21 protein-coding genes and 1 tRNA gene are annotated in these 21735 nt (G+C 68.9%); 3 read left to right on the top strand and 19 right to left on the bottom strand.

The genetic code is table 11. The features are described from left to right. Positions 1-93: 93 nt before the first annotated feature. Positions 94-1809, bottom strand: coding sequence for a hypothetical protein (locus IEX31_RS05760; protein WP_188742483.1), 1716 nt, complete (start codon positions 1807-1809; stop codon positions 94-96). A 426-nt stretch (positions 1810-2235) separates the two neighbouring features. Between IEX31_RS05760 and IEX31_RS05755 the strand changes: the two genes are divergently transcribed. Continuing rightward, the gene (locus IEX31_RS05755) at positions 2236-2439 is read left to right on the top strand and encodes a hypothetical protein (protein WP_188742482.1); all 204 of its coding nucleotides are present in this window, start codon (positions 2236-2238) and stop codon (positions 2437-2439) included. 83 nt (positions 2440-2522) lie between these two features. On the opposite strand, the gene IEX31_RS05750 is transcribed toward IEX31_RS05755, so the two are convergent. From IEX31_RS05750 to rplU, 12 genes are all read right to left on the bottom strand, one after another. Continuing rightward, positions 2523-3743 (bottom strand): tyrosine-type recombinase/integrase, encoded by a 1221-nt coding sequence (locus tag IEX31_RS05750; protein ID WP_188742481.1) that lies wholly within the window; start codon positions 3741-3743, stop codon positions 2523-2525. Positions 3744-3788: 45 nt separating this feature from the next. After that, on the bottom strand, positions 3789-4016 hold the full coding sequence (locus tag IEX31_RS05745) for a helix-turn-helix transcriptional regulator (RefSeq protein ID WP_188742480.1): 228 nt from the start codon (positions 4014-4016) through the stop codon (positions 3789-3791). Between the two features lie 176 nt (positions 4017-4192). After that, a tRNA-Ala gene (locus tag IEX31_RS05740) sits at positions 4193-4268 on the bottom strand. Positions 4269-4361: 93 nt separating this feature from the next. Then, positions 4362-4736 (bottom strand): ribosome silencing factor, encoded by a 375-nt coding sequence (gene rsfS / locus IEX31_RS05735; protein ID WP_188742479.1) that lies wholly within the window; start codon positions 4734-4736, stop codon positions 4362-4364. Positions 4737-4780: 44 nt separating this feature from the next. Beyond that, positions 4781-6013, bottom strand: coding sequence for a hypothetical protein (locus IEX31_RS05730; protein WP_188742478.1), 1233 nt, complete (start codon positions 6011-6013; stop codon positions 4781-4783). Next, on the bottom strand, positions 6010-6612 hold the full coding sequence (nadD, locus tag IEX31_RS05725) for a nicotinate-nucleotide adenylyltransferase (protein WP_268236952.1): 603 nt from the start codon (positions 6610-6612) through the stop codon (positions 6010-6012). The genes IEX31_RS05730 and nadD overlap by 4 nt, the downstream gene beginning before the upstream one ends. Positions 6613-6624: 12 nt before the next feature. Continuing rightward, entirely contained in the window at positions 6625-6846 is a 222-nt protein-coding gene (locus IEX31_RS05720; protein ID WP_188742476.1) for a hypothetical protein, read from the bottom strand. A 51-nt stretch (positions 6847-6897) separates the two neighbouring features. Beyond that, entirely contained in the window at positions 6898-8166 is a 1269-nt protein-coding gene (locus tag IEX31_RS05715) for a glutamate-5-semialdehyde dehydrogenase (RefSeq protein ID WP_188742475.1), read from the bottom strand. 9 nt (positions 8167-8175) lie between these two features. Continuing rightward, on the bottom strand, positions 8176-8994 hold the full coding sequence (gene proB, locus IEX31_RS05710) for a glutamate 5-kinase (protein ID WP_188742474.1): 819 nt from the start codon (positions 8992-8994) through the stop codon (positions 8176-8178). After that, entirely contained in the window at positions 8991-10550 is a 1560-nt protein-coding gene (gene obgE / locus IEX31_RS05705; protein ID WP_188742473.1) for a GTPase ObgE, read from the bottom strand. The genes proB and obgE overlap by 4 nt, the downstream gene beginning before the upstream one ends. A 72-nt stretch (positions 10551-10622) precedes the next feature. Then, positions 10623-10880 (bottom strand): 50S ribosomal protein L27, encoded by a 258-nt coding sequence (gene rpmA / locus IEX31_RS05700; RefSeq protein WP_188742472.1) that lies wholly within the window; start codon positions 10878-10880, stop codon positions 10623-10625. Positions 10881-10906: 26 nt separating this feature from the next. Next, positions 10907-11215: a 50S ribosomal protein L21 gene (rplU, locus tag IEX31_RS05695; protein WP_188742471.1), complete on the bottom strand. Its 309-nt coding sequence runs from the start codon at positions 11213-11215 to the stop codon at positions 10907-10909. Positions 11216-11431: 216 nt separating this feature from the next. Here rplU and IEX31_RS05690 point away from each other — a divergent pair, with 216 nt between their 5' ends. After that, on the top strand, positions 11432-11713 hold the full coding sequence (locus tag IEX31_RS05690) for a DUF4031 domain-containing protein (RefSeq protein WP_188742470.1): 282 nt from the start codon (positions 11432-11434) through the stop codon (positions 11711-11713). Here the strand turns inward: IEX31_RS05690 and IEX31_RS05685 are convergent. Next, positions 11702-14362 (bottom strand): Rne/Rng family ribonuclease, encoded by a 2661-nt coding sequence (locus tag IEX31_RS05685; protein ID WP_188742469.1) that lies wholly within the window; start codon positions 14360-14362, stop codon positions 11702-11704. The two genes, IEX31_RS05690 and IEX31_RS05685, sit on opposite strands and share 12 nt — an antisense overlap. Before the next feature lie 277 nt (positions 14363-14639). On the opposite strand from IEX31_RS05685, the gene IEX31_RS05680 reads away from it, so the two are divergent. Further along, complete coding sequence (locus IEX31_RS05680) at positions 14640-15266, top strand: vitamin K epoxide reductase family protein (protein ID WP_188742468.1); 627 nt, start codon at positions 14640-14642, stop codon at positions 15264-15266. 259 nt (positions 15267-15525) lie between these two features. Here the strand turns inward: IEX31_RS05680 and ndk are convergent, their stop codons facing one another. The 5 genes from ndk to IEX31_RS05655 all read right to left on the bottom strand — a co-directional run bounded on the left by ndk (position 15526) and on the right by IEX31_RS05655 (position 21699). Further along, positions 15526-15948: a nucleoside-diphosphate kinase gene (gene ndk, locus IEX31_RS05675; protein ID WP_188742467.1), complete on the bottom strand. Its 423-nt coding sequence runs from the start codon at positions 15946-15948 to the stop codon at positions 15526-15528. Beyond that, positions 15945-16364: a DUF4233 domain-containing protein gene (locus tag IEX31_RS05670; protein ID WP_229662133.1), complete on the bottom strand. Its 420-nt coding sequence runs from the start codon at positions 16362-16364 to the stop codon at positions 15945-15947. The genes ndk and IEX31_RS05670 overlap by 4 nt, the downstream gene beginning before the upstream one ends. Then, positions 16361-17740 (bottom strand): bifunctional folylpolyglutamate synthase/dihydrofolate synthase, encoded by a 1380-nt coding sequence (locus tag IEX31_RS05665; protein WP_188742466.1) that lies wholly within the window; start codon positions 17738-17740, stop codon positions 16361-16363. Before IEX31_RS05665 ends, IEX31_RS05670 begins: the two co-directional genes overlap by 4 nt. Continuing rightward, positions 17737-20991: an isoleucine--tRNA ligase gene (ileS, locus tag IEX31_RS05660; protein WP_229662140.1), complete on the bottom strand. Its 3255-nt coding sequence runs from the start codon at positions 20989-20991 to the stop codon at positions 17737-17739. The genes IEX31_RS05665 and ileS overlap by 4 nt, the downstream gene beginning before the upstream one ends. 312 nt (positions 20992-21303) lie before the next feature. Then, on the bottom strand, positions 21304-21699 hold the full coding sequence (locus tag IEX31_RS05655; protein ID WP_188742464.1) for a GntR family transcriptional regulator: 396 nt from the start codon (positions 21697-21699) through the stop codon (positions 21304-21306). Between the last annotated feature and the right edge of the window lie 36 nt (positions 21700-21735).

The raw sequence follows: 21735 nt of genomic DNA, 5'->3' as shown, positions 1-21735 counted from the left end.
CGCCGCCGAGATCAGAAGACCAGAACAAGCGCGGGAGTACCAACTAGCCAGAACCTCGGTACCAGGTCGCTGGACTATCGGTACCGAGAAGCGCTACGCGCCATCTCGTTGAACAACTTGCCGGTCACGCGGCGGGAGGTCAGCAGGAGTTATCGCCAGAAGGGTACGCAAGGCTGACACGGGTTCACCACCTGCAGCCAGGCTTGCGACCAGAGCATCCAGGCCTATGCGGGCCTCAACTTGAAGCCCGAAGTAGGAGATCAATCTCCGTTTGTTCAGATCGCCGATTCGTTCGACAATCGCCCAAGTACTTCCAGGTCCGAACTCTTCGAAGGCGTCATCAGCGCGTTCTAGCGCATTGACCAGAGCTGAGTACGCGTTCGACACGGCTGTCACGAACGGGAGTATCTGGTCGCCAAGGGTCTCGAGCTGGTCCAACCTCGCCTGTGCACGCATGTCCTCGATCGTGCGCGCGATCTTGACTTGCTTGGCTGCCTCGAATCCGACGAGGAAGGTCTGATCGAGAAGCGACGGAATTAGTTCGTGCTGGTGGCAGAGAATCCAATCCAACGTGAATTCCGGCCGTGTGTATCGCACCAGTGCACACGGAACCACCTCAGTGAGGCGAGTAGTTACCAAGTAGTTCGACACGACCTCGAAGTAATGACAGTTCAGTGTGTGGCAACGGTTTGTGTTCTCCACCGTGCGCGTTTGCTTTTCCTCTCGACCTGTTTCTCTGGAGACCTCGATTCGTGTCTTCCGGTTGAGTTTCAGGGTCGACGAGGCTTCCAGAGTCCGCTCGCGCAGCTTTTCCGTCGTTCGATTCAGTCCGCCTCGCACTTGCGTATCCGTCTGCGCATTCAACCCGATCGGTGCCTTCGGTATTGGAATGGTCGCGCTGGCCTTCACGCTGCTGTCCATCTGGTGTGCCATTTCCTGTGCGACTGTCAGCGCATCGCGTTGGGTCGCCTTTTCAGACGTCCGGCGCTCGAAGTCGGCCGCCAACTCTTCTTCAGTCTTCCGGCTGCTTTTGTCCCAGAAGTGCACCTCGAGCGTCAAACGTTCACCAGGAGCAAGTGAGAGGCTTCCGACGAGTTCGCCCCGCGTGTAACCCTTATGCACCCACGTTTGCTCGAAGAGAGCAAACAGCGCGACGGGCCAGTGCCTGGATCCACCGAATTGGTACGGACCCGGGAGCACAAGGTCGTCCATCGACCCGTGAAGATCATCCGGTCCAAGCAAGTGCCGTGCGGTGGGTGGCGATACTTCGCCGCCGATCGAGGCGGACAGCGACCGCATCGTGGCGCGAACTTCTGCATCCGTCTGCCGGGCAATCCACGTCTTGAACGCGACCTTCAGTTCGGCGTCGTCAGCTGGGGCCTCGGGTATCCACTGGCGCCGCTCGGACGAGCCAGGCTCGGTGCGGTTGTTCTTGCGAGCGGCCGCAAGCTGCTCCAGCGTTCGGCGGATCTCCTGTGGGTCGGCCTTGTCAGGATCGGGCAACATGCGTGCCACACCGCCGGATGCCCATTGTTTGAGGAAGGGCGAAACCACGAACTCATCGTGACGCTTCTTGAAGTCCGCGACCGTGTCCTCGGGAATTCCATTCTGCGGTTGAAGCACCAAGTACCGCGGGGCTGCCGTGGGTGATGTCGGAGGTTCTGTGAATAGGGTGAACTCCGCGAATCGAACCAATTGCGGATACCGATCGCTCGTCAGGCGCCCTTCGCAGTTCTCGAGCGCGGTTGGCTGATACGTCCCAGCCGAAACCTCGCTCGCGAGCATCTCTGATTCGCTGAGAAGGCCCATTGTTCTATCTCGCCCCCTCTGGGAACCTGGCAAAGGAATCGGGTTCGTGCAAGAATGCGCAAAACGGAGTCCTACTCGGCTTCTGGCGTGAACGTAGCACCCCAGACATCGTCCCGGCCAGCTAGCGAATTCTCAGTGCGAATAGCTTGTTCGACCCGACGGCAGTTGGATAGGAACCACCTCGGGGCAGTGTCGAGCTGCGCGACCCGGACGAGTTGAGCCTCTCCGTATCGCCCATCTGTGCTACGGGTTCCGTCGTCATTTCCACGGATGTTCGCATGACCGGCCCCCCAACCAATCGCGATCGATACTAGCGGAGCAACCGACTGTTGCCAAGTAATCCTCAACTATCGCCGCTTCATCCGCCACACCAACCCCGGCGGCCACACCGCCGAACTCGCCGAGTGGCATGTTTGCCATATCGAGGTGAGCTATGTCCACAGGCGAGCGGGCTCGACATCGGTGGCTGTGCGCTCGAACGGCACGTTCATGCTGTACGTCTCTGACTACGACAGCCCGGAAGTCTACCCCGTTGGTCCGATCAACGACCTCGGGCGCAAGCTGGAGACCAAAGAGTGGACGGCCGTGTTCGGTGCCCTAACGCAGTTCGGCATCACCAAGTACATCTGACGAGCAACGCACCCACAACGAGGCTTGTCCCCTGGCGAACCGCCCCCTGGGCCATAACGAGGAGCCGGCAAACCCGCTTGCGTTCATTGAGCCCTGCGACTGCGGTCGATGTTGATCACTGCGCCGGACTCGAGTCGAGGGCGCTGGAGACTGCCGAGAACGATCGACGTATCAGGCGCCTGAACGGCGCGCTTCGCGTAGTACTGCTCCGTCACGCGGGAACGTTTGTGGCCGGCGAACTGAGCGGCCCCTTCGATGCCCAGCGCGTCAGCCACCACGGTCACAGCCGACTTCCGGAGGGCGTGCGGCACAAGCTCCTCGTCGAGATGGGCCCATTCCCGCACGCGCCGCAACGATCGATGGACATCTTGCGTGCCGCTGGGCGCTCCGGTACGCGTGTGGAAGACGAACTCATTACCACCGGATGCAAGCTTGCGGCGGCGGAGCATCGGAAGGAGCTCGACCGGCAGCGAGATACGCCGCCACCCGGCCTCTGACTTGAGATAGTCCTCGTAGTGCTTAGGTTGACCCTTGGAATCCACGATCTTGCCGGCGATGGTGATACTCGGCCGCTCTGACTCGAGGTCGACGAACTGCCATTTGAGTCCGACTGCTTCGCTGACGCGAGCGCCGGTTGCCAGGATCAGGTCGACCAAGTCGCCGAGGAGGTCGGACGGCCGCGGCCCCATCCGGTCTTCGCGATTCTGATGATCGCGAATGATCGCTCGAAACTGATCCAACTCGAGGGCGTCGGGCGCGTAGATCGGCTTCGGCCGCTTCTTGACGCTCTTCACCTCTCGAGCCGGATTGGCGACCATGAGATCGTTCATGACGCCGTAGGAACAAATCTGACTGATCAGCGCTTTGCAGGTGTCCGCCTGTCGCGGCGTCTCCCGGTGGATGGCCTTGTAGACCCGGAGGATCGTGCTCGCTTTGATCTCTCGAAGTGCGAGGGCTCCCATCAGCGGCGCGATCTTCTTCTCGATCAGTCGCCGGTTCTCGTGCCGCGTCGTATCGCGTTGATCGCCGGTGAACGCCACATGTTCCATGTACTCATGGGCGAGCTCGACGAAGAGCGAGTCCGGCGTCAGACCGTCACCCGTCGTGTGGGCGGCTTCGTATTCGTCGCCAACCGCTTCGACCAGCGTCCGACGTGCTCGCGCCCTGGAGGTCGCGCGGGTGCGGAGCTCACCGTAGCTCCCGTCGATGCGACGGAATATGACGGTGCCGCGAACTCGACCGTCGGGCAGGTCGTGGTACGTGATCTCCCCGTGTGAGCCGGGTTCCATTCTGCTGCGTGGCATTGCAATCGCCCTCTGTCTTCGCAGAGTAGGAGGCCATCACCGAGTTCACCGTCGGTCCGTCCTGGCCCTCAGCCAGGCCAGAACGTTCTCGCGGCTGTATCGCAAATGCTTGCCGAGCTTGGTGGCCTTTGGGCCGGTTCCCTCGAGACGCCAGTGGTAGATCGTCTCTTTGGACAGCTGCAGATACTGCGCCAGCTCGTCGACGCTGAGATAGTCCCCGAGCTCGTCGACGAACCGGGAAGCCGGAACGGTGGGTTGGGTTGATGTGCTCATACTCCTCAGGAGTGCGCATCAAGCCGAAATGCTTGCCGTCGTGGGACTTCGCATGTGGATGCTTGTGGATGCCCGTCATCGTTCTGAAAACGGACCCAAAACAGCCCCAACGGTCCATTTCAGACCGTTCTCAACGAAAGAACCCCTGACAAATCTTCTGATTCATCAGGGGTTTTTGGTGGATCTGAGGGGACTCGAACCCCTGACCCCCTGCATGCCATGCAGGTGCGCTACCAGCTGCGCCACAGACCCGTGCGCCCCGTTCGGGGCAACGAAACGAGCTTACACCAGCGTCGGCCCTCGCAAGAAATTGGCCGGGCCTCGGCCGGATGGATGCCCCGAGCCTCAGCTGCCGGCCGCCAGCAACGGCGCGACCGGCACCACGGGGCAGTCGCTCCACAGTCGCTCGAGGCCGTAGTAGAGCCGCTCCTCGCGGTGGAAGACATGCACCACGAGGTCGCCGAAGTCGAGGAGGATCCAGCGACCGGCGGAGTGCCCCTCACGCCGGAGCGCCTTCGCGCCGGCTTCGCGGAGCACCTCCTCGATCTCGTCGGCGATCGCGATGACGTTGCGCTCGGAGTTGCCCGTGACGAGCAGGAAGACGTCGGTGAACGGGAGAGGCGCGGACACGTCGAGGGCGACGAGGTCTTCGCCGCCCTTTGAGTCCGCTGCCCGCACGGCAAGTGCGAGCGAGTCGAGTGCCTGGTCGGATGCGGTCATACGCTCACTTCCGGATATCGGGGATGGAAAGGCCGAGGACCGGATCAGAACAACCCGGAGACGGCCCCGATGACGAGGGTCGCGACGACGCCGAGCGCGAGCACGCCAGCGGTGACGGCGAGCACGAGCGGAACGTTCATGCCCTCCTTCTTCGGCGGCGCCATCATCGCGCGGGCGGCGCCCTGGGTGCTGATCGCCCTGGTGGCGGAGACGGGGGCGCCGACGCCCGCACCGTCCTCCACCTGGTCGAAGAGCCGGTCGACGTCGGAGGAGTCGATCTGGCTGGGATGCGCGCCCGTCGCGCCGAAGCTGCGCGGCAGGTCGATCGACCCGGTGACGATCACCTCTCCACTCGGGGCGAGCGGGTTGCCCATCGGGCTGTGGTCGGGAAGGGTCGGCAGAATCAGCGCGTTGGTCGTCGTCGGCACACCGTGGCTCAGTCCACCGCGTGAGAGGAGCTGATCGAACGGCTCGGCCCGCTCGACGGGGGCGTTCAACTGGTCGGTCCAATGGCCGACCGGCTTCGGCGCGGCGAGCGGCTCGTCGGCGAATGCCGAGTCGGCCACCTGGTGCGGGGCCGGGGCGCGCGTCTGCGCGGGTTGCGACGGGAACGGAGCGGCCTGCTGCGGAGCGGCCTGCTGCGGGAGCGGAGCGGCCTGCTGCGGGAACGGAGCGGCCTGCTGCGGGAACGGAGTGGCCTGCTGCGGGAACGGAGTGGCCTGCTGCGGGGCGGCCTGCTGCAGGGCGGCGGAAGCGGGCGCGTCGTCGAACTCGAACTCGTCGAAACCCTCGCCGGAGTGCGCCTCCAGCATCGCGCGTAGCTCGCGTCGGGTCAGCGTTCGTTCTGGTGTCGTGGGCTCGGGAAGCGCGGCCTGAGGCGGCGGGGCCGGCGCGACGGGCTGTGGGCGCGGCGCGAACGGGTTCGGCGGGGCCGGTGACGCGATGGCTCCCCCGAAGGGTGAGCCCTGGTCGCCGTAGCCGCCGGCCGGAGGAGGCGCACCGTAGCCGGGCGGGAGCGGAGCGGGCGACGGAGTCGGCTGCGGCGGCGTCGGCGCCGCCTGCGGTATGGATGCCGGCTGGTGAATGGGAGCGGGCTGCGCGACGGGCGCGGGCTGGGGCACCGGAGCAGGCGGGAACGACGGCTGCGGCGCGGGCGCCGCAGCCGGGGCGACGGGGGCGGCGGCATCGGGGGTCGACGATTCCGCCTGCTGGGCCAGCAGGCGTTCGCGCTCGCGCATCTCGCGGCGCGTCAGCGGCGGTTCCTGCGACGACGTCATTCGACACTCCGGTAGAGGTGGTGCTTGGAGATGTACTGTACGACCCCATCGGGTACCAAGTACCACACCGGGAAACCCCGGCGCACCCTGTCCCGGCAGTCGGTCGACGAGATCGCAAGTGCCGGAACCTCCAGCAAGCTTACGTCCTGCTCCGGCAGACCCGAAAGGGAGAGCACATGTCCCGGGCGACTCACAGCCACGAAGTGCGCGAGCTCCCAGAGTTCGCCGACATCCTTCCAGGCCAGGATCTGCGCGATCGCGTCGGCGCCGGTGATGAAGTACAGGTCGGCGTCGGGCCGCTCACGCCGGATGTCGCGCAGCGTGTCGATGGTGAACGTCGGCTTCTCCCGATCGATGTCGACCCGGCTCACGGTGAACCGTGGGTTCGACGCCGTCGCGATGACGGTCATGAGGTAGCGATGCTCGGCCGACGTGACATCGGACTTGTAGGTCGTCGCGCCGGTCGGCACGAACACGACCTCGTCGAGTCGATGCGACTGCGCCACCTCGCTCGCGGCGACGAGGTGTCCGTGGTGGATGGGGTCGAACGTGCCGCCCATCACGCCGATTCGGGGTCGGCATCGGACGCGCGTCGTCACGCGATGACCCGCTCAGTGGCCGCCGTGCTCGCCCCCGCCGTGACGAGCCGCCCAGGCCTCGGCCTTGGCGCGGTGACGGTTGGCGACATCCCGATAGGAGGCGGTGACGAACGCCAGGGCCGCGAAGACGACGAGGGCGATCAGGCCGAAGATCCAGGAGTCGAAGGGAAGCTCCCTCGCATTCACCGTCTCGGTCAGCACAGCGCCGGTCAGCACCGCGGTCGTGAGGTTCATTCGCCGTTCCTTTCGAATCCTTCGGGTCGTGCTCGAGTCATTCTAGCGAGGTCAGGCGCGCACGTGCCCGGCGCCGCGCACGAGCCACTTGGTGCTGGTGAGCTCCGGCAGGCCCATCGGGCCCCGCGCGTGCAGCTTCTGGGTGGAGATGCCCACCTCGGCGCCGAAGCCGAACTCGGCGCCGTCGGTGAACCGCGTGGAGGCATTCACCATGACGGCGGCGGCGTCGACCTCGTTGAGGAACCGCTCGGCGTTCGCGAGGTCGTTCGTGACGATCGACTCGGTGTGCTTCGTCGAGAACCGGCGGATGTGCTCGAGCGCGTCGTCCATCGAGTCGACCATGCCGACCGACAGGTCGAGGCTCATGTGCTCGGTCGCCCAGTCCTCATCGGTCACGGGCTCGACCTCGGGGCGTAGGGCCCGCACGCGCTCATCGGCGTGCACCGTGACGCCGGATGCCTCGAGCCGGTCGAGCACCGCAGGCAGCAGGCGCTCCGCGGCATCGCGGTGCACGAGCAGCGTCTCGAGGGCGTTGCACACGCTCGGCCGCTGGACCTTCGCGTTGTGCACCAGTTCAACCGCCCAGTCCTCGCGCGCGCTCGCGTCGAGGTACATGTGCACGACGCCTGCGCCCGTCTCGATGACGGGCACCTTCGCCTCGTCGACGACAGCGCGGATGAGACCGGCACTGCCACGCGGGATGAGCACGTCGACGTAGTCGCGGGCCTGCATGAGGTGGCGTGCGCCGGCGCGACCGAAGTCGTCGACCGTCTGCACGGCGTCGGCGGGGAGGCCGACCGCGTCCAGGGCGTCGCGGAGCACGTCGACGAGCACCCGATTCGTCTGCTCTGCCGCGGTGCCGCCGCGCAGCACGACGGCGTTGCCGCTCTTCAGGGCGAGCACGGCGATGTCGACGGTGACGTTCGGCCGGGCCTCGTAGATGGCGCCGACCACGCCGAGCGGTACGCGCACCTGATCGATGCGAACCCCGTTCGGCAGGGACCTGCCGCTCACGGTCTCGCCCACGGGGTCGGTGAGCGCGATGACCTCGAGCACGGCGACGGCGAGGGCGCCCACTCGCCGGTCGTCGAGTGTGAGTCGGTCGAGGAGTCCGGCCTCGAGGCCCGCCTCACGGCCGGCCTCGAGGTCGAGCCGATTCGCCGCGATGATGTCGCCGGATCGCTCGCGGAGGAGGTCGGCGATGCGCTCGAGCGCGATGTCCTTCTCAGCCGTCGTCGCCTGCGCGAGGCGGTAGGAGGCCTGCTTCGCGGCGGCGAGGCGCGCGTCGATCACCGTGGTGTCGAGGTCGGAGTGCTCCATACGACCAGCCTAGGCGAGCCCGGAGTCGCCGTCCGCCGTGCGACGCTCGGGGGCCGCATCGAACCACGTGCCGATCTCCTCGCCCGCAAGGGCCTCCGCAACGAGCGTCGTTGCGGTGATGAGCACGGCCGCCCCCGCCTCGGCGGCGATGCGGGCGGCCGAGACCTTCGTCTCCGCTCCCCCGGTGCCCACGCCGGCGCGCCCGATGGCGCCGATCTCGACGCCCGCGAGCGCGTCGCCGACGGGCACGTGCGCGATGCGCTCGGCGCCATCGAGGTGCGGCGGCTTCGTGTAGAGCGCGTCGACGTCGGAGAGCAGTACGAGCAGGTCGGCGCCGATGAGCTCGGCGACGAGCGCTGCGAGCCGGTCATTGTCGCCGAAGCGGATCTCGTGGGTTGCGACGGTGTCGTTCTCGTTGACGATCGGGAGGACGCGCAGGGCGAGCAGTCGATCCATGGCCCGCTGCGCATTCGAGCGCGGCGTCGCGTGCTCGAGATCGCCCGCCGTGAGCAGCACCTGCCCCGCGATGATGCCGTAGCGGTCGAGGCTCGTCTGGTAGCGCCACATCAGCACGTTCTGGCCCACGGCGGCGGCGGCCTGCTGGGTGGCGAGATCGGTGGGCCGAGCCGCGAGGTCGAGGAACGGGATCGCGGTCGAGATCGCGCCCGACGAGACGAGCACGACCTCGGTGCCGCGCTCGTGGGCGCCCGCGAGGGCGTCGACGAGGGGACCGATCTGCCCGGCGTTGTCGCCGCTGATCGACGACGAGCCGACCTTCACGACGATGCGCTTCGCTGTCGGGATGTCGGCGCGCGTGCGCGGGGTCACCGTTCGCCCTCGTCGCCTTCGGCGCCGGGGCGCGGCACGTCGCCCACGTCGCGCGACTCGTCGCCCGACCAGATGCCGGCCCCGCGCTCGCGCTCGAGCTCGGCACGCGCCTCGGCCTTGGCGTCCATGCGCTCGTGGTACTCGCTGCGTCGCTCGGCGCGCGTGGCGCGTCGGCCCTCGTCGAGCCGGAAATCCGAGCCGCGCGGCGACGTGATGAGCTCCGCGGTCGACGTGAGCGTCGGCTCCCAGTCGAACACGACTCCGGCGCCGGCGCCGATGACGACGGTCGATCCGGCGACGGCGCCCGCGCGCACCAGCTCGTCCTCCACGCCGAGGCGCGCGAGCCGGTCGGCGAGGAAGCCGACGGCCTCGTCGTTCGTGAAGTCGGTCTGGGCGACCCAGCGCTCGGGCTTCGCGCCGAGCACGCGGTAGATCGTGCCGTAGCTGCCGCCCTCGGCGCGCACCACGAATTCCGCCTCGTCGACGGCCTTCGGTCGCATGACGATGCGCGGCGCCATTGGAGCGGATGCCGCCTCGGCGCGCGCTCGGTCGACGACCTCGCCGAGCGCGAACCCGAGCTGGCGCAGGCCCTCGTGGCTCACGGTCGAGATCTCGAACACGCGATAGCCGCGCGCCTCGAGTTCGGGCCGCACGAAGCCGGCGAGCTCCCGTGCCTCCGGAACGTCGACCTTGTTGAGGGCGACGAGCTGCGGGCGATCGAGCAGCGGCGTCTGGCCTTCGGGAACCTCGTACGCCGCGAGTTCGCGGCGGATCACGTCGAGGTCGCTGACCGGGTCGCGGCCGGGGTCGAGCGTGGCGCAGTCGACGACGTGCAGCAGCGCCGAGCAGCGCTCGACGTGCCGAAGGAACTCGAGGCCGAGGCCCTTGCCCTCGCTCGCGCCCTCGATGAGGCCCGGCACGTCGGCCACGGTGAAGCGGTGGTCGCCCGCCTGCACGACCCCGAGGTTCGGATGCAGCGTGGTGAACGGGTAGTCGGCGATCTTCGGCCGTGCCGCCGAGAGCGCGGCGATGAGGCTCGACTTGCCTGCCGACGGGAAGCCGACGAGCGCGACATCCGCAATGGTCTTCAGCTCGAGCGTGACCTCGCCCTCGAAGCCCGGCGTGCCGAGCAGGGCGAAACCGGGCGCCTTGCGCTTCGTCGAGGCGAGCGCCGCGTTGCCGAGGCCCCCCTGGCCGCCGGGCGCGACGATGAATCGCATGCCGGGCTCGGTGAGGTCGGCGAGCTCGGTGCCGTCGGGATCCTTCACCACGGTGCCGACCGGCACGGGCAGCTCGAGCGTCTCGCCCGCCGCACCCGACCGGTTGTCGCCCATGCCGGGCTGGCCGTTGGGCGAGGAGCGGTGCGGGCGCCCGTGGTAGGCGAGGAGCGTCGTGACCTGCGGGTCGGCGACGAGCACGATGTCGCCGCCGTGGCCGCCGTTGCCGCCGTCGGGTCCGGCGAGCGGCTTGAACTTCTCACGGCGCACGGAGACGCAGCCGTTCCCGCCGTGACCGGCGCGCACGAACAGCGTCACCTCGTCGACGAAGCTGACCATGCTGCATCCTCCCTTGAGCTGGAAATGCGTGAGGGCGAGCCGAAGCCCGCCCTCACGAAACCGTTCGATCGACTATTCGCCGGCCGCCACGATGTTGACGACCTTGCGACCGCCCTTGGTGCCGAACTGCACGGCGCCCGCCTCGAGCGCGAACAGGGTGTCGTCGCCGCCGCGACCGACGCCCGCGCCCGCGTGGAAGTGCGTGCCGCGCTGGCGGACGAGGATCTCGCCCGCGCTCACGACCTGACCGCCGAAGCGCTTGACGCCGAGGCGCTGCGCGTTCGAGTCACGACCATTGCGAGTCGAGCTCGCTCCCTTTTTGTGTGCCATGTCTGTCTCTCCTTGCGAGCCGCGGGTTACTTGATGCCGGTGATCTTGACGCGCGTGAGCTCCTGACGGTGGCCCTGGCGCTTCTTGTAGCCGGTCTTGTTCTTGAACTTCTGGATCACGATCTTGGGGCCGCGGAGGTCGTTCAGGACCTCAGCCGTGACCGTGACCTTCGCGAGCGACTTGGCGTCGGAGGTGATCTTGTCGCCGTCGACGAGGAGCACCGGGATGAGCTGGACGTTGCCGTCCTTGTCAGCCTTGATGCGGTCCATCGTCACGATGGTGCCGACTTCGACCTTCTCCTGCCGACCGCCGGCGCGCACTACTGCGTAAACCACTACTCGTACCTATCTCTGGGGAGCCGGGGCTCCGTTCGGGTGAAGGGGATGTCACTGCGCGCGAGACCCCAGCGGGAAGGAGGGTCATCTGCCAGAAAACTGTGTGGGCGCACCGGGATAAGCGGCGGCACCAACGGTCGAGTTTACACGGATGTCCCATGGCCGGTCAAACGCACGGACAGCGGGTCGGCCGAGCCCACGCGTAGGATCTGCGGCATGACGGTGCTCATCGACACGCCCCTCTGGCCGAAGCACGGCACCGTGTGGGCGCACCTCGTGAGCGACCACTCGATCGAGGAACTCCAGGCGTTCGCCGAGCGCGCCGGTCTCCCAGGGCGCGGATTCGACCTCGATCACTACGACGTGCCCGTCGAGCGGTATGACGAGCTCGTGGCCGCCGGCGCGGAACCCGTGTCGCCACGGGAACTCGTGCGCCGGCTCGCCGCGAGCGGGCTCCGGGTCACGCCGCGCGAGCGGCGCACCCGGTCAGCGTCCTGACGCCGACTCCTCGGTCGCCGACGTGGAGCCGTCTGCCCGCGTGATCACCGGCGGACCGCCCGCAGGGCTGAGCGCGGCCGTCGAGACGCGACGGCTGCGTGCACGCCCTTCGCCCGCCTTCTTCGGGGCGGGAAGCGCGTCGAGCACGGAGTCCAGGAGCACCTCGGCGTCCTCGATGCGCACCGGCCGCTTGCGCTCCGCGGGGACGACCGGCGGAAGCTCCACGATCGCAACGGCCGGAACCTCGGTCGCGGCGAGCGCCTCGGCGGGCACCGGGGCCCCGGCCACAGCAGGCGCAGCCTCCGGCTCGGCCGGCGTGGTCGCGGCTTCCGCTGCCCGCGTCGCGCCCTGCTCCTGCGTGACGCGGCGGTGGCGGCCGCGCCGGCGACCGGTGGCCGACTGCGGTTCGCCGGCGGTCTCGGTCGCGGCGGGAGCCCCTGCCTGCACCGCGGGCTCGGCCACCGCCCCGGACGAGCCGGTACCGGCGGGTGTGTTCTCGGCGGGCTTGTGCTCGACGTGCGGAATCGTGGACGCGGCGATCTGCGCGAGCGCGTGCTTGACGTCCTCGGTGATCGCGTGCGTGCCCGTGTGCGGCTTGGGCTCTGGCGCGGGCTGCTGCTGCTGGCCACCCCGGCCGCGGCCACGGCCGCGCTCGGGCTGCTGGGGCGCACGGTGCTTCATGATCGGCTCGTGGTGCACGATGATGCCGCGGCCCGCGCAGACCTCGCACGGCTCGCTGAACGACTCGAGCAGGCCCAGCCCGAGCTTCTTGCGCGTCATCTGCACGAGGCCGAGCGAGGTGACCTCGGCGACCTGGTGCTTCGTGCGGTCGCGCGAGAGGCACTCGACGAGGCGCCGCAGCACGAGGTCGCGATTCGACTCGAGCACCATGTCGATGAAGTCGACCACGATGATGCCGCCGGTGTCGCGGAGTCGCAGTTGGCGCACGATCTCCTCGGCCGCCTCGAGGTTGTTCTTCGTCACCGTCTCCTCGAGGTTGCCGCCGGAGCCGACGAACTTGCCCGTGTTGACGTCGACGACGGTCATGGCCTCAGTGCGGTCGATGACGAGCGAGCCGCCCGACGGCAGCCACACCTTGCGGTCGAGCGCCTTCTCGATCTGCTCGGTGATGCGGAACTCGTCGAACGCGTCGCGGTCGCCGGCGTACGCCTCGACGCGCTCGAGCAGGTCGGGCGCGACCGCACGGAGGTAGCGCTCGATGGTCTCGCGCGCCTCGTCGCCCGAGATGATCATCTTCTGGAAGTCCTCGTTGAAGACGTCGCGGACGATCTTGATGAGCAGGTCGGGCTCGGAGTGCAGCAGCGCGGGCGCCTGCACCTTCTCGAGCCGCGTCGAGATGTCGGCCCACTGTGCGATGAGCCGGTTCACGTCGAGCGTGAGCTGCTCCTCGGTGGCGCCCTCGGCGGCGGTGCGCACGATGACGCCCACGTTGTCGGGGAGCACCTCCTTGAGGATCTTCTTCAGGCGCGCCCGCTCGGTGTCGGGAAGCTTGCGGCTGATGCCGTTCATCGAGCCGTTCGGCACGTACACGAGGTAGCGGCCGGGCAGCGACACCTGGCTGGTGAGCCGGGCGCCCTTGTGGCCGACCGGGTCCTTCGTGACCTGCACGAGCACGCGGTCGCCGGGCTTCAGCGCGAGCTCGATGCGGCGGGGCTGGTTCTTCTCGCCGTTCTCGGCGGCGGCATCCCAGTCGACCTCGCCCGAGTACAGCACGGCGTTGCGGCCGCGGCCGATGTCGACGAAGGCGGCTTCCATGCTCGGCAGCACGTTCTGTACGCGACCGAGGTAGACGTTGCCGATGAGTGACGCGTCCTGGTTACGGGCGACGTAGTGCTCGACGAGCACACCGTCTTCCAGCACCCCGATCTGGATGCGGCCGTCCTTCTCGCGGACCACCATCGAGCGGTCGACCGACTCGCGGCGGACGAGGAACTCGGCCTCGGTGATCACCGCACGGCGCCGGCCCGCGTCGCGGCCGTCGCGCCGACGCTGCTTCTTGGCCTCGAGGCGCGTGGAGCCCTTGACCTTCTGCGGCTCGGTGATGAGCTCGGGCTCGCGCGGCTCGCGCACCTTGACGACGGTGTTGGCCGGCTCGTGCGCGGTCGCGCGTCCCTCCTCGCCGCTGCGACGACGTGTGCGGCGTCGTACGCTCGAAGCCTCCTCGTCCTCGGCGGCGCGCTCTGGTCGCTCGACGGGCGTGAACACGGGCGGCGCGTGGAAGATGAGCGAGGTCGTCGTGAGCGCCGCGGGGATCGGCGAGACCGAAGGCTCGGGTGCTGCCTCGGCCTGGGCGTCGGATGCCGCGGCCTCGCCCCCTGCGGACGCCGTGGCATCCGCCGCGTCGCCGGCCGTCGCCTTGGGCTCGTCGCCGGCGACCGTCACCCGGGCGGGCTGGGCCTCGGTCGCGGCGGAGGTCGCATCGGTCGACTGCGGCGCTGCCGGCTGCGCGTCGGGGCCATCGTCGGAACCGGCCGCCGTCTCCACCGATGCCTCGACCTCGTCGTTCAGCGCGGTGGGCGCGACTCGGGCACGCCCACCGCGGCGGGCGCCGAAGAGCCCGCCACGTCGCCGTGGCGTGCTGCTGCCGGTTGCGAATTCGTTCGTGGTGTTGTCGTTGCCTTCCACCATCTCTGGTGCACTCCTACGACGGATCGGGATGGCCGCGCCATCCGTCTCCGTTCTCGTCTCGAGCGGTTCACGCCGTGCGCGGAACCGCCAATCCTTCACTGCTGCGACCGGCAGGGTGCCAGTGTCGCCACGTCTCGCGGCGCATGCGTCCGCTCACTCGGATGCGGTGCATCCTCAAAGCCCTCATTGGCGTCGTTCCGGGCGCGGCCCGGACGACTCCTTCGATTATCGCACGGTCTCACAGCGACATGTGGAATCGGCATGCCAGAATACGACTATGCCGGACACCCCCAGCCGGTCCCGATCGACGGGACTTGCGGTCTTCCTCATCGTCGCCGGGGCCCTCGGCCTCCTCGCCGCCTTCGAGCTCTCGCTCGAGAAGCTGCTCGTGCTGGCCGATCCCGACCACGTGCCGAACTGCAACGTCGGCATCCTCGTCAGCTGCAGCACGAACCTCGGCTCGTGGCAGGGCGCGCTGTTCGGATTCCCCAACCCGTTCATCGGACTCATGGCCTGGCCGGTCGTCATCACGATCGGCGTGGCGATGCTGGCGGGCGCCCGGTTCGCGCGCTGGTTCTGGCTCGGCTTCAACGCGGGCGTCACCGGCGCGATCGTCTTCGTGGGCTGGCTCATCGCCCAGAGCATCTACGTGCTCGGCGTGCTCTGCCCGTGGTGCATGCTCACGTGGGCGGTGACCATCCCGACGTTCCTCGCGGTCACGCTGCACAACCTGCGGGAGGGGCATATTCCCGCCTCGGAACGCGTGCGGCGGCTCGCCGCCGAGTGGTTCAAGTGGATCCCGCTCATCACGGTGGTCTGCTATCTCCTGGTGATCATCCTGGCGCAGCTGCAGCTCAACGCCGTTCCGCTTGCGGTCATCGAGATCCGGAACCTGTTCCGGTGACGCGAGCGCGTCAAGCGCCGGCGAGTGCGTCCATGCGACGAGCGTGCACTCGCCGCCCGAAGATGGGCGGCAACTGCACGCTCGTCGAGGGAGCTCAGCGGGTGGGAGCGACGGCGAGAGCGGGACCGGACGGCGGAACCGCGCGCGTTACTGCCGAGTGTGCAGTTCCCGCCCTTGAAACGGCGGGAACTGCACCCTCGAGGACGCAGAGAGACTCAGCCCGACCCGAAGCTCAGCCGAGCCGGCAACTCGCACGAACTCAGGCGAACCAGAGGGCGAGCTCGCGCTCCGCCGACTCGATGGAGTCGGAACCGTGCACGAGGTTCTGCTGCACCTTGAGGCCCCAGTCGCGCCCGAAATCGCCGCGGATGGTGCCGGGCGCCGCCGCCGTGGGGTCGGTGGTGCCCGCGAGCACGCGGAAGCCCTCGATGACGCGGTTGCCGGCGACCCGCAGCGCGACCGTCGGCCCCGACTGCATGAACTCGATGAGCGGCTCATAGAACGGCTTGCCCTCGTGCTCGGCGTAGTGGTTCGCGAGGAGCTCGCGGTCGGCCTGGAGCATGCGGAGGTCGACGAGCGAGTAGCCCTTGGCCTCGATGCGACGGAGGATCTCGCCGGTCAGGTTGCGCGCGACCCCGTCGGGCTTCACGAGCACGAGGGTCTCCTCGATGGCGGTGGTCATTCCTGTTCCTTCCCCGGACCGGCGTTCGCCGTCCTGTCTCGATCGATGCGCGCGCCGGCGACCATGCCGTACCACCACATGCCGCCGAAGAGCGCGCCCACGAAGAACATCGCCGGATTCAGCACCCCGGCGGCGATGATGAGCACCTGCAGCACCCATCCCACGACGTAGCCCCACGAGAACCGCAGCAGCCCGATCGTGACGACGAGCCCGACGATCAGCGCACCGCCGGCCGCCAGCGCGACCCACGGCGGCAGGTCCAGCGTGCTGTCCTCGGTCGGTGCGAGGCCCCAGATGACGAGCGCGGCGAGGAACACCACGATGACCTCGAATCCGAGCACGATCGACCCGAGGGTCCGGCGCAGTGAGCGCGGAGCGGGCGCAGGCGCCACCGGCGACGGGGTCGTGTCGCTCACGCGCGTCCCCAGCCACGGTCGGCGGCGATGGCCATGGCCTCGCCGACGAGCACGAGCGAGCCCGTGACCACGACGGCGCGCTTCGGCGCCTCCGCGGCCCAGGCGCGCGCATCGTCGAGTGCGTCGTCGGTCCGCTCGGCGATGTGCACGCGGTCGGCACCGACTCGGGCGGCCACGAGCGCCGAGAGCTCCTGCACGTCGCGCGCGCGATCGGAGTCGGGCCTCGTCACGACGAACGACGCGTTCGCGCGCGCGAGCACGTCGACGATGCCGGCGGCGTCCTTGTCGCCGAGCACGCCCAGCACGACCATGACCTCGTCGAAGTCGAAGTACTCGTCGAGCGCCGCGACGAGCGCGGCCGCACCGTGCGGGTTGTGCGCGGCGTCGACGATCACCACGGGATCGGCCGCGATGGCCTGCATCCGGCCGGGCGACGTCACCGTGGCGAGGCCGCCCTCGACGACCTCGTCGGCCAGGCGCACCGCGCCGCCGCCGATGAACGCCTCGACGGCCGCGATCGCGACCGCGGCGTTCTCGGCCTGATGGCGGCCGAACAGCGGCAGCGGCACATCGCGGTACTCGCCCGCGAGGCCGCGCACCGACACGAGCTGGCCGCCCACGGCGACGCGCGACTCGAGCACGTCGAAGGCGTCGCCCTCGACGGCGAGGCTCGACTCGGTGAGCTCCGCCGCCTCCTCGAGCACCGCGAGGGCCGCGTCGGGCTGCTTGGCCGTGATTACCGCGGCGGTGGGCTTGATGATGCCCGACTTGGTTCGCGCGATCTCGGTGATCGTCGAGCCGAGGCGCGCCCGGTGGTCGAGGTCGATGGGCGTGAAGACCGCGACCTGACCGTCGGCGACGTTCGTGGAATCCCACTCCCCGCCCATGCCGACCTCGAGCACCACGACATCGACGGGCGCGTCCGCGAAGCTCGCGAAGGCGAGCACCGTGAGCACCTCGAAGAACGTGAGCGGCTCCTCGCCTGCGCCCTCGAGCTCGGCGTCGACGATGGCGAGGAATGGGAGGATCTCGTCCCAGTTGCGCGCCACCGCCTCATCCGAGATCGGCTCCCCGTCGATGCTCATGCGTTCGGTGAACCGCTCGAGGTGCGGGCTCGTGAGCAGTCCCGTGCGCAGGCCCGACGCCCGGAGCATGGCCTCGATGATGCGACTCGTCGAGGTCTTGCCGTTCGTGCCCGTGATGTGGATGACGGGCGCCGCGCGATGCGGGTCGCCGAGGAGCTCGACGGCCCGGCGGGTGGGCGCGAGCCGCGGCCGCGGCGATCCCTCGCCGACGCGCGCGATCAGCGCCTCGTAGACGGCGTCGGCCGCGTCGCGCGCCTCCGCCTCGTCGTAGTCGTCGGATGCGTCGGTCACAGCTTCTCCAGGTCGACGAGGAGTGACGAGCCGTCGCCGACCGGCCGGGCCGCGGCCGCGCCCGAGACGTCGACGCCCGTCGCGATGTCGAGCTCTTCCGCGAGCGTCTCGCGCGAGATGAGCACATGGTGGGCGGATGCCGCGGCCGCACCCTCGGCGTCGAGCGTGAGCGCCAGCCGGATACGGTCGCCCACCTCGAGCCCCGCGGCCTTGCGGGCGTCCTGCACGGCGCGCACCACGTCGCGCGCAAGGCCCTCGGCCTCGAGCTCGGGCGTGGTCGCCGTGTCGAGGATCACGAATCCACCGTCGCGCAGCAGGGCGAGGGCGCTCGATCCGTCGCCGGACCCCCCCGCCTCCAGGACGAGCTCGTACTCCCCCGCCTCCAGCACGATGCCGCCCGCGACGACCGCGACGCCGTCGAGCGTCCAGTCGCCCGCGCGCGCCGCCTGGATGGCCTGCTGCACGCCCTTGCCGAGGCGGGGACCAGCGGCGCGCGCGTTGACGCTGAGCCGCTTGGTGACGCCGTACGCCTCGGCGCTCGACGCTTCGAGCTCGACAAGGTCGATCGACTTCACGTTCAGTTCGTCGCGGAGGATCCCCTCGAACGGACGCAGCGTCGCGGCATCCGTCGTCACCACCGTGAGGTTCGCGAGTGGCAGCCGCACCCGTCGCCCGGCCTGCTTGCGAAGTGCGAGGGCCGCGCCGCTGATCTCGCGCACGGCGTCCATGGCGGCGACGAGCGCGTCGTCGGCCCGGAACTCCGCGGCGTCGGGCCAGTCCGCCAGGTGCACGCTGCGACCGCCGGTGAGCCCGCGCCAGACCTTCTCAGCGACGAGCGGCAGCAGCGGCGCGGCGAGACGGGTGAGCGTCTCGAGCACCGTGTACAGCGTGTCGAACGCCTCGGTGCTGGAGCGGTCGTCGCTCACCCCGGCCCAGAATCGCTCACGCGAGCGCCGCACGTACCAGTTCGTCAGCACGTCGCCGAAGTCGCGGAGCTTCTGCGCCGCGAGCGGCGAGTCGAAGTCCTCGAGGTCGCCCGTGACGGCAGTCACGAGGTCGCGCAGCTTCGCGAGCAGGTAGCGGTCGAGCACATCGGCCGAGTCGGTGCGGCGGGATGCCTCGTAGCCGCCCTCGCGCGCCGTGTTGGCGTAGAGCGAGAAGAAGTACCACGTGCTCCAGAGCGGCAGCATGAGCTGGCGCACGCCTTCGCGGATGCCCTCCTCGGTGACGATGAGGTTGCCGCCGCGCAGCACGGAGCTCGACATGAGGAACCAGCGCATCGCGTCGGAGCCGTCGCGGTCGAACACCTCCGAGACATCCGGGTAGTTGCGCAGCGACTTCGACATCTTCTGCCCGTCGCTGCCGAGCACGATGCCGTGGCTGACGACGTTCTTGAACGCCGGCCGGTCGAACAACGCGGTCGAGAGCACGTGCAGCGTGTAGAACCAGCCGCGCGTCTGCCCGATGTACTCGACGATGAAGTCGGCCGGGTTGTGCGAGTCGAACCATTCCTGGTTCTCGAACGGGTAGTGCACCTGCGCGAACGGCATCGAGCCCGAGTCGAACCACACGTCGAGCACGTCGGGGATGCGCCGCATCGTGCTCGTCCCGGTGGGGTCGTCGGGGTTCGGGCGCGTGAGCTCGTCGATGTACGGACGGTGCAGGTCGGGCTCGCCGGCCGTGTTGCGGGGCAGTCGCCCGAAGTCGCGCTCGAGCTCGGCGAGCGAGCCGTACACGTCTATGCGCGGGTGGGCGGGGTCGTCGCTCTTCCACACCGGGATCGGCGAGCCCCAGTACCGGTTGCGGCTGATCGACCAGTCGCGCGCACCGGCGAGCCACTTGCCGAACTGCCCGTCCTTCACGTTGTCGGGCACCCAGGTGATCTCCTGGTTGAGCTCGCCCATGCGGTCGCGGAACTCGGGCACGCGGATGAACCAGCTCGACACCGCCCGGTAGATGAGCGGGTTCCGGCACCGCCAGCAGTGCGGGTACGAGTGCACGTAGCTCGCCTGCCGAAGGAGCCGCCCCTCGGCCTTCAGGAGCTGGATGAGCGGCCTGTTCGCGTCGCTCCAGAGCAGGCCCGCGACATCCGTCACCTCGGGCAGGAACCGCCCGCCCTCGTCGAGCGAGATGATGACAGGGATGCCGGCCGCCTCGCCGACCTTCTGGTCCTCCTCGCCGTAGGCGGGGGCCTGGTGCACGATGCCGGTGCCGTCTTCGGTGCTCACGTAGTCGGCGACGAGGATCTGCCAGGCGTTCTGCAGGCCGTACTGCTCCACGTCGGCGTAGTAGTCGAAGAGCCGGTCGTAGGTGACGCCCTCGAGCTCCGCGCCGCGCACGGTGCGCGAGATCGCCGCGCGTGCGTCGTCGGCGGAGTCGTAGCCGAGCTCCTTCGCGTAGCCGCCCACGAGGTCGCCGGCGAGCAGGTACTCGGCGCCCAGCACCTCGGTGTCGGATGCCGCGTCGCCGGCCTTCTCGCGCAGCACGGTCGCGTCGGGCGTGCCGTCGGGGCCGGCCGGCACGACGGCGTACTCGATGTCGGGGCCCACCGCGAGCGCGAAGTTCGTGGGGAGCGTCCACGGCGTCGTCGTCCAGGCGAGCGCTCGCACGGCGGTCAGCCCGAGCGACTCGGCCTTCGCGCCGGTGAGCGGGAACGTCACGGTGACGGTCTGGTCCTGCACGTTCTTGTAGACGTCGTCGTCCATGCGGAGCTCATGGTTCGAGAGCGGCGTCTGGTCGCGCCAGCAGTACGGCAGCACCCGGTAGCCCTCGTACGCGAGGCCCTTGCCGTGGAGGGTCTTGAACGCCCAGATCACCGACTCCATGAAGGTGACGTCGAGCGTCTTGTATTCGTCGGCGAAGTCGACCCAGCGCGCCTGCCGGGTCACGTACTCCTCCCACTCCTTCGTGTACCGGAGCACGGCGTCGCGAGCGGCCTGGTTGAACGCCGCGATGCCCATCTCCTCGATCTGGCTCTTGTCGGTGATGCCGAGCTGGCGCTCGGCCTCGAGCTCGGCGGGCAGGCCGTGGGTGTCCCAGCCGAACCGGCGGTGCACCTGGTGGCCGCGCATGGTCTGGAAGCGCGGGAAGAGGTCCTTGGCGTAGCCGGTGAGGAGGTGGCCGTAGTGCGGCAGGCCGTTGGCGAACGGCGGGCCGTCGTAGAAGACCCACTCGGGTGCGCCCTCGCGCTGGTCGATGGAGGCCTGGAAGGTGTCGTCCTGCTTCCAGAATGCGAGCACGTCGCGTTCCATGGCCGGGAAGTCGGGTGAGGGGGCGACGCCGTGGTCGTCGGGGGTGCGCGGGTACACGCTCGCTCCTTGCGGGACGGATGCCTCTGCGAGGACGCCGGCCGCTCGTCGAGCCCCGCCGCGGTACCACCTCGCTTGCCCCTCCGGCGGTCGAGGAGCCGCGTCAGCGGCTTCTCGAGACCCGGACGAGCCTCTCATTCGGCTATGACGGGCCACCCGTTCGGTTCTACTGACGAGCGGATGTGCCGTGACATCCGTTCGCGTTCTTCCGAAGACTCCCCGGTGATGGCCGGATCGACGTCGTTGCCCTCCAGACTACCGCGTCGGCCCGGTGCGGAGGACCCCTGCAGCCGACGGCGCCGACCGATAGGCCTCGCTGACGAGGGCGAGCAGCGCGCTCTCGGGGAGGTCGTGCAGCTTCGCCTCGTCGACGAGGTCGTGAATCGCGCCCGCGAGGGCGGCGTGCCCGCCGAGGCGGGTCGCGACGACGGCGCCGCGGCCGCGATGCAGTTCGATGAGGCCCTCGTCGCGGAGGAGCCGGTATCCGCGCAGCACGGTGTGCACGTTGACGCCGAGGCCCTCGGCGAGCCGGCGCGCGGCAGGCAGGCGCTCACCACCGATCACCCGGCCGTCGATGATCGTGGAGCGGACGGCGGAGGCGAGCTGCTCGAAGAGCGGCGTGGGAAGGGTCGGGTCGATGCGGATGCGCACGCATTGAGTCTATTGTTCTATTGTTACTCGAACAAG

Origin of the sequence: Agromyces bauzanensis, assembly GCF_014645655.1 — a bacterium.
GTDB classification, from domain to species: Bacteria; Actinomycetota; Actinomycetes; order Actinomycetales; family Microbacteriaceae; genus Agromyces; species Agromyces bauzanensis.
The sequence above is the reverse complement of the archived record's forward strand: the minus strand, read 5'-3'. Positions and strand labels throughout refer to the sequence as shown.

Coding starts and splice junctions, on each gene's coding strand:
- IEX31_RS05685 (WP_188742469.1), bottom strand. CDS start 14,362: ATGGTGGAAGGCAACGACAACACCACGAACGAATTCGCAACCGGCAGC.
- rsfS (WP_188742479.1), bottom strand. CDS start 4,736: ATGACCGCATCCGACCAGGCACTCGACTCGCTCGCACTTGCCGTGCGG.
- IEX31_RS05760 (WP_188742483.1), bottom strand. CDS start 1,809: ATGGGCCTTCTCAGCGAATCAGAGATGCTCGCGAGCGAGGTTTCGGCT.
- IEX31_RS05750 (WP_188742481.1), bottom strand. CDS start 3,743: ATGCCACGCAGCAGAATGGAACCCGGCTCACACGGGGAGATCACGTAC.
- IEX31_RS05745 (WP_188742480.1), bottom strand. CDS start 4,016: ATGAGCACATCAACCCAACCCACCGTTCCGGCTTCCCGGTTCGTCGAC.
- ileS (WP_229662140.1), bottom strand. CDS start 20,991: ATGGAACGCGACGTGCTCGCATTCTGGAAGCAGGACGACACCTTCCAG.
- IEX31_RS05680 (WP_188742468.1), top strand. CDS start 14,640: ATGCCGGACACCCCCAGCCGGTCCCGATCGACGGGACTTGCGGTCTTC.
- ndk (WP_188742467.1), bottom strand. CDS start 15,948: ATGACCACCGCCATCGAGGAGACCCTCGTGCTCGTGAAGCCCGACGGG.
- rpmA (WP_188742472.1), bottom strand. CDS start 10,880: ATGGCACACAAAAAGGGAGCGAGCTCGACTCGCAATGGTCGTGACTCG.
- IEX31_RS05690 (WP_188742470.1), top strand. CDS start 11,432: ATGACGGTGCTCATCGACACGCCCCTCTGGCCGAAGCACGGCACCGTG.
- IEX31_RS05720 (WP_188742476.1), bottom strand. CDS start 6,846: ATGAACCTCACGACCGCGGTGCTGACCGGCGCTGTGCTGACCGAGACG.
- IEX31_RS05730 (WP_188742478.1), bottom strand. CDS start 6,013: ATGACGTCGTCGCAGGAACCGCCGCTGACGCGCCGCGAGATGCGCGAG.
- IEX31_RS05715 (WP_188742475.1), bottom strand. CDS start 8,166: ATGGAGCACTCCGACCTCGACACCACGGTGATCGACGCGCGCCTCGCC.
- obgE (WP_188742473.1), bottom strand. CDS start 10,550: ATGGTCAGCTTCGTCGACGAGGTGACGCTGTTCGTGCGCGCCGGTCAC.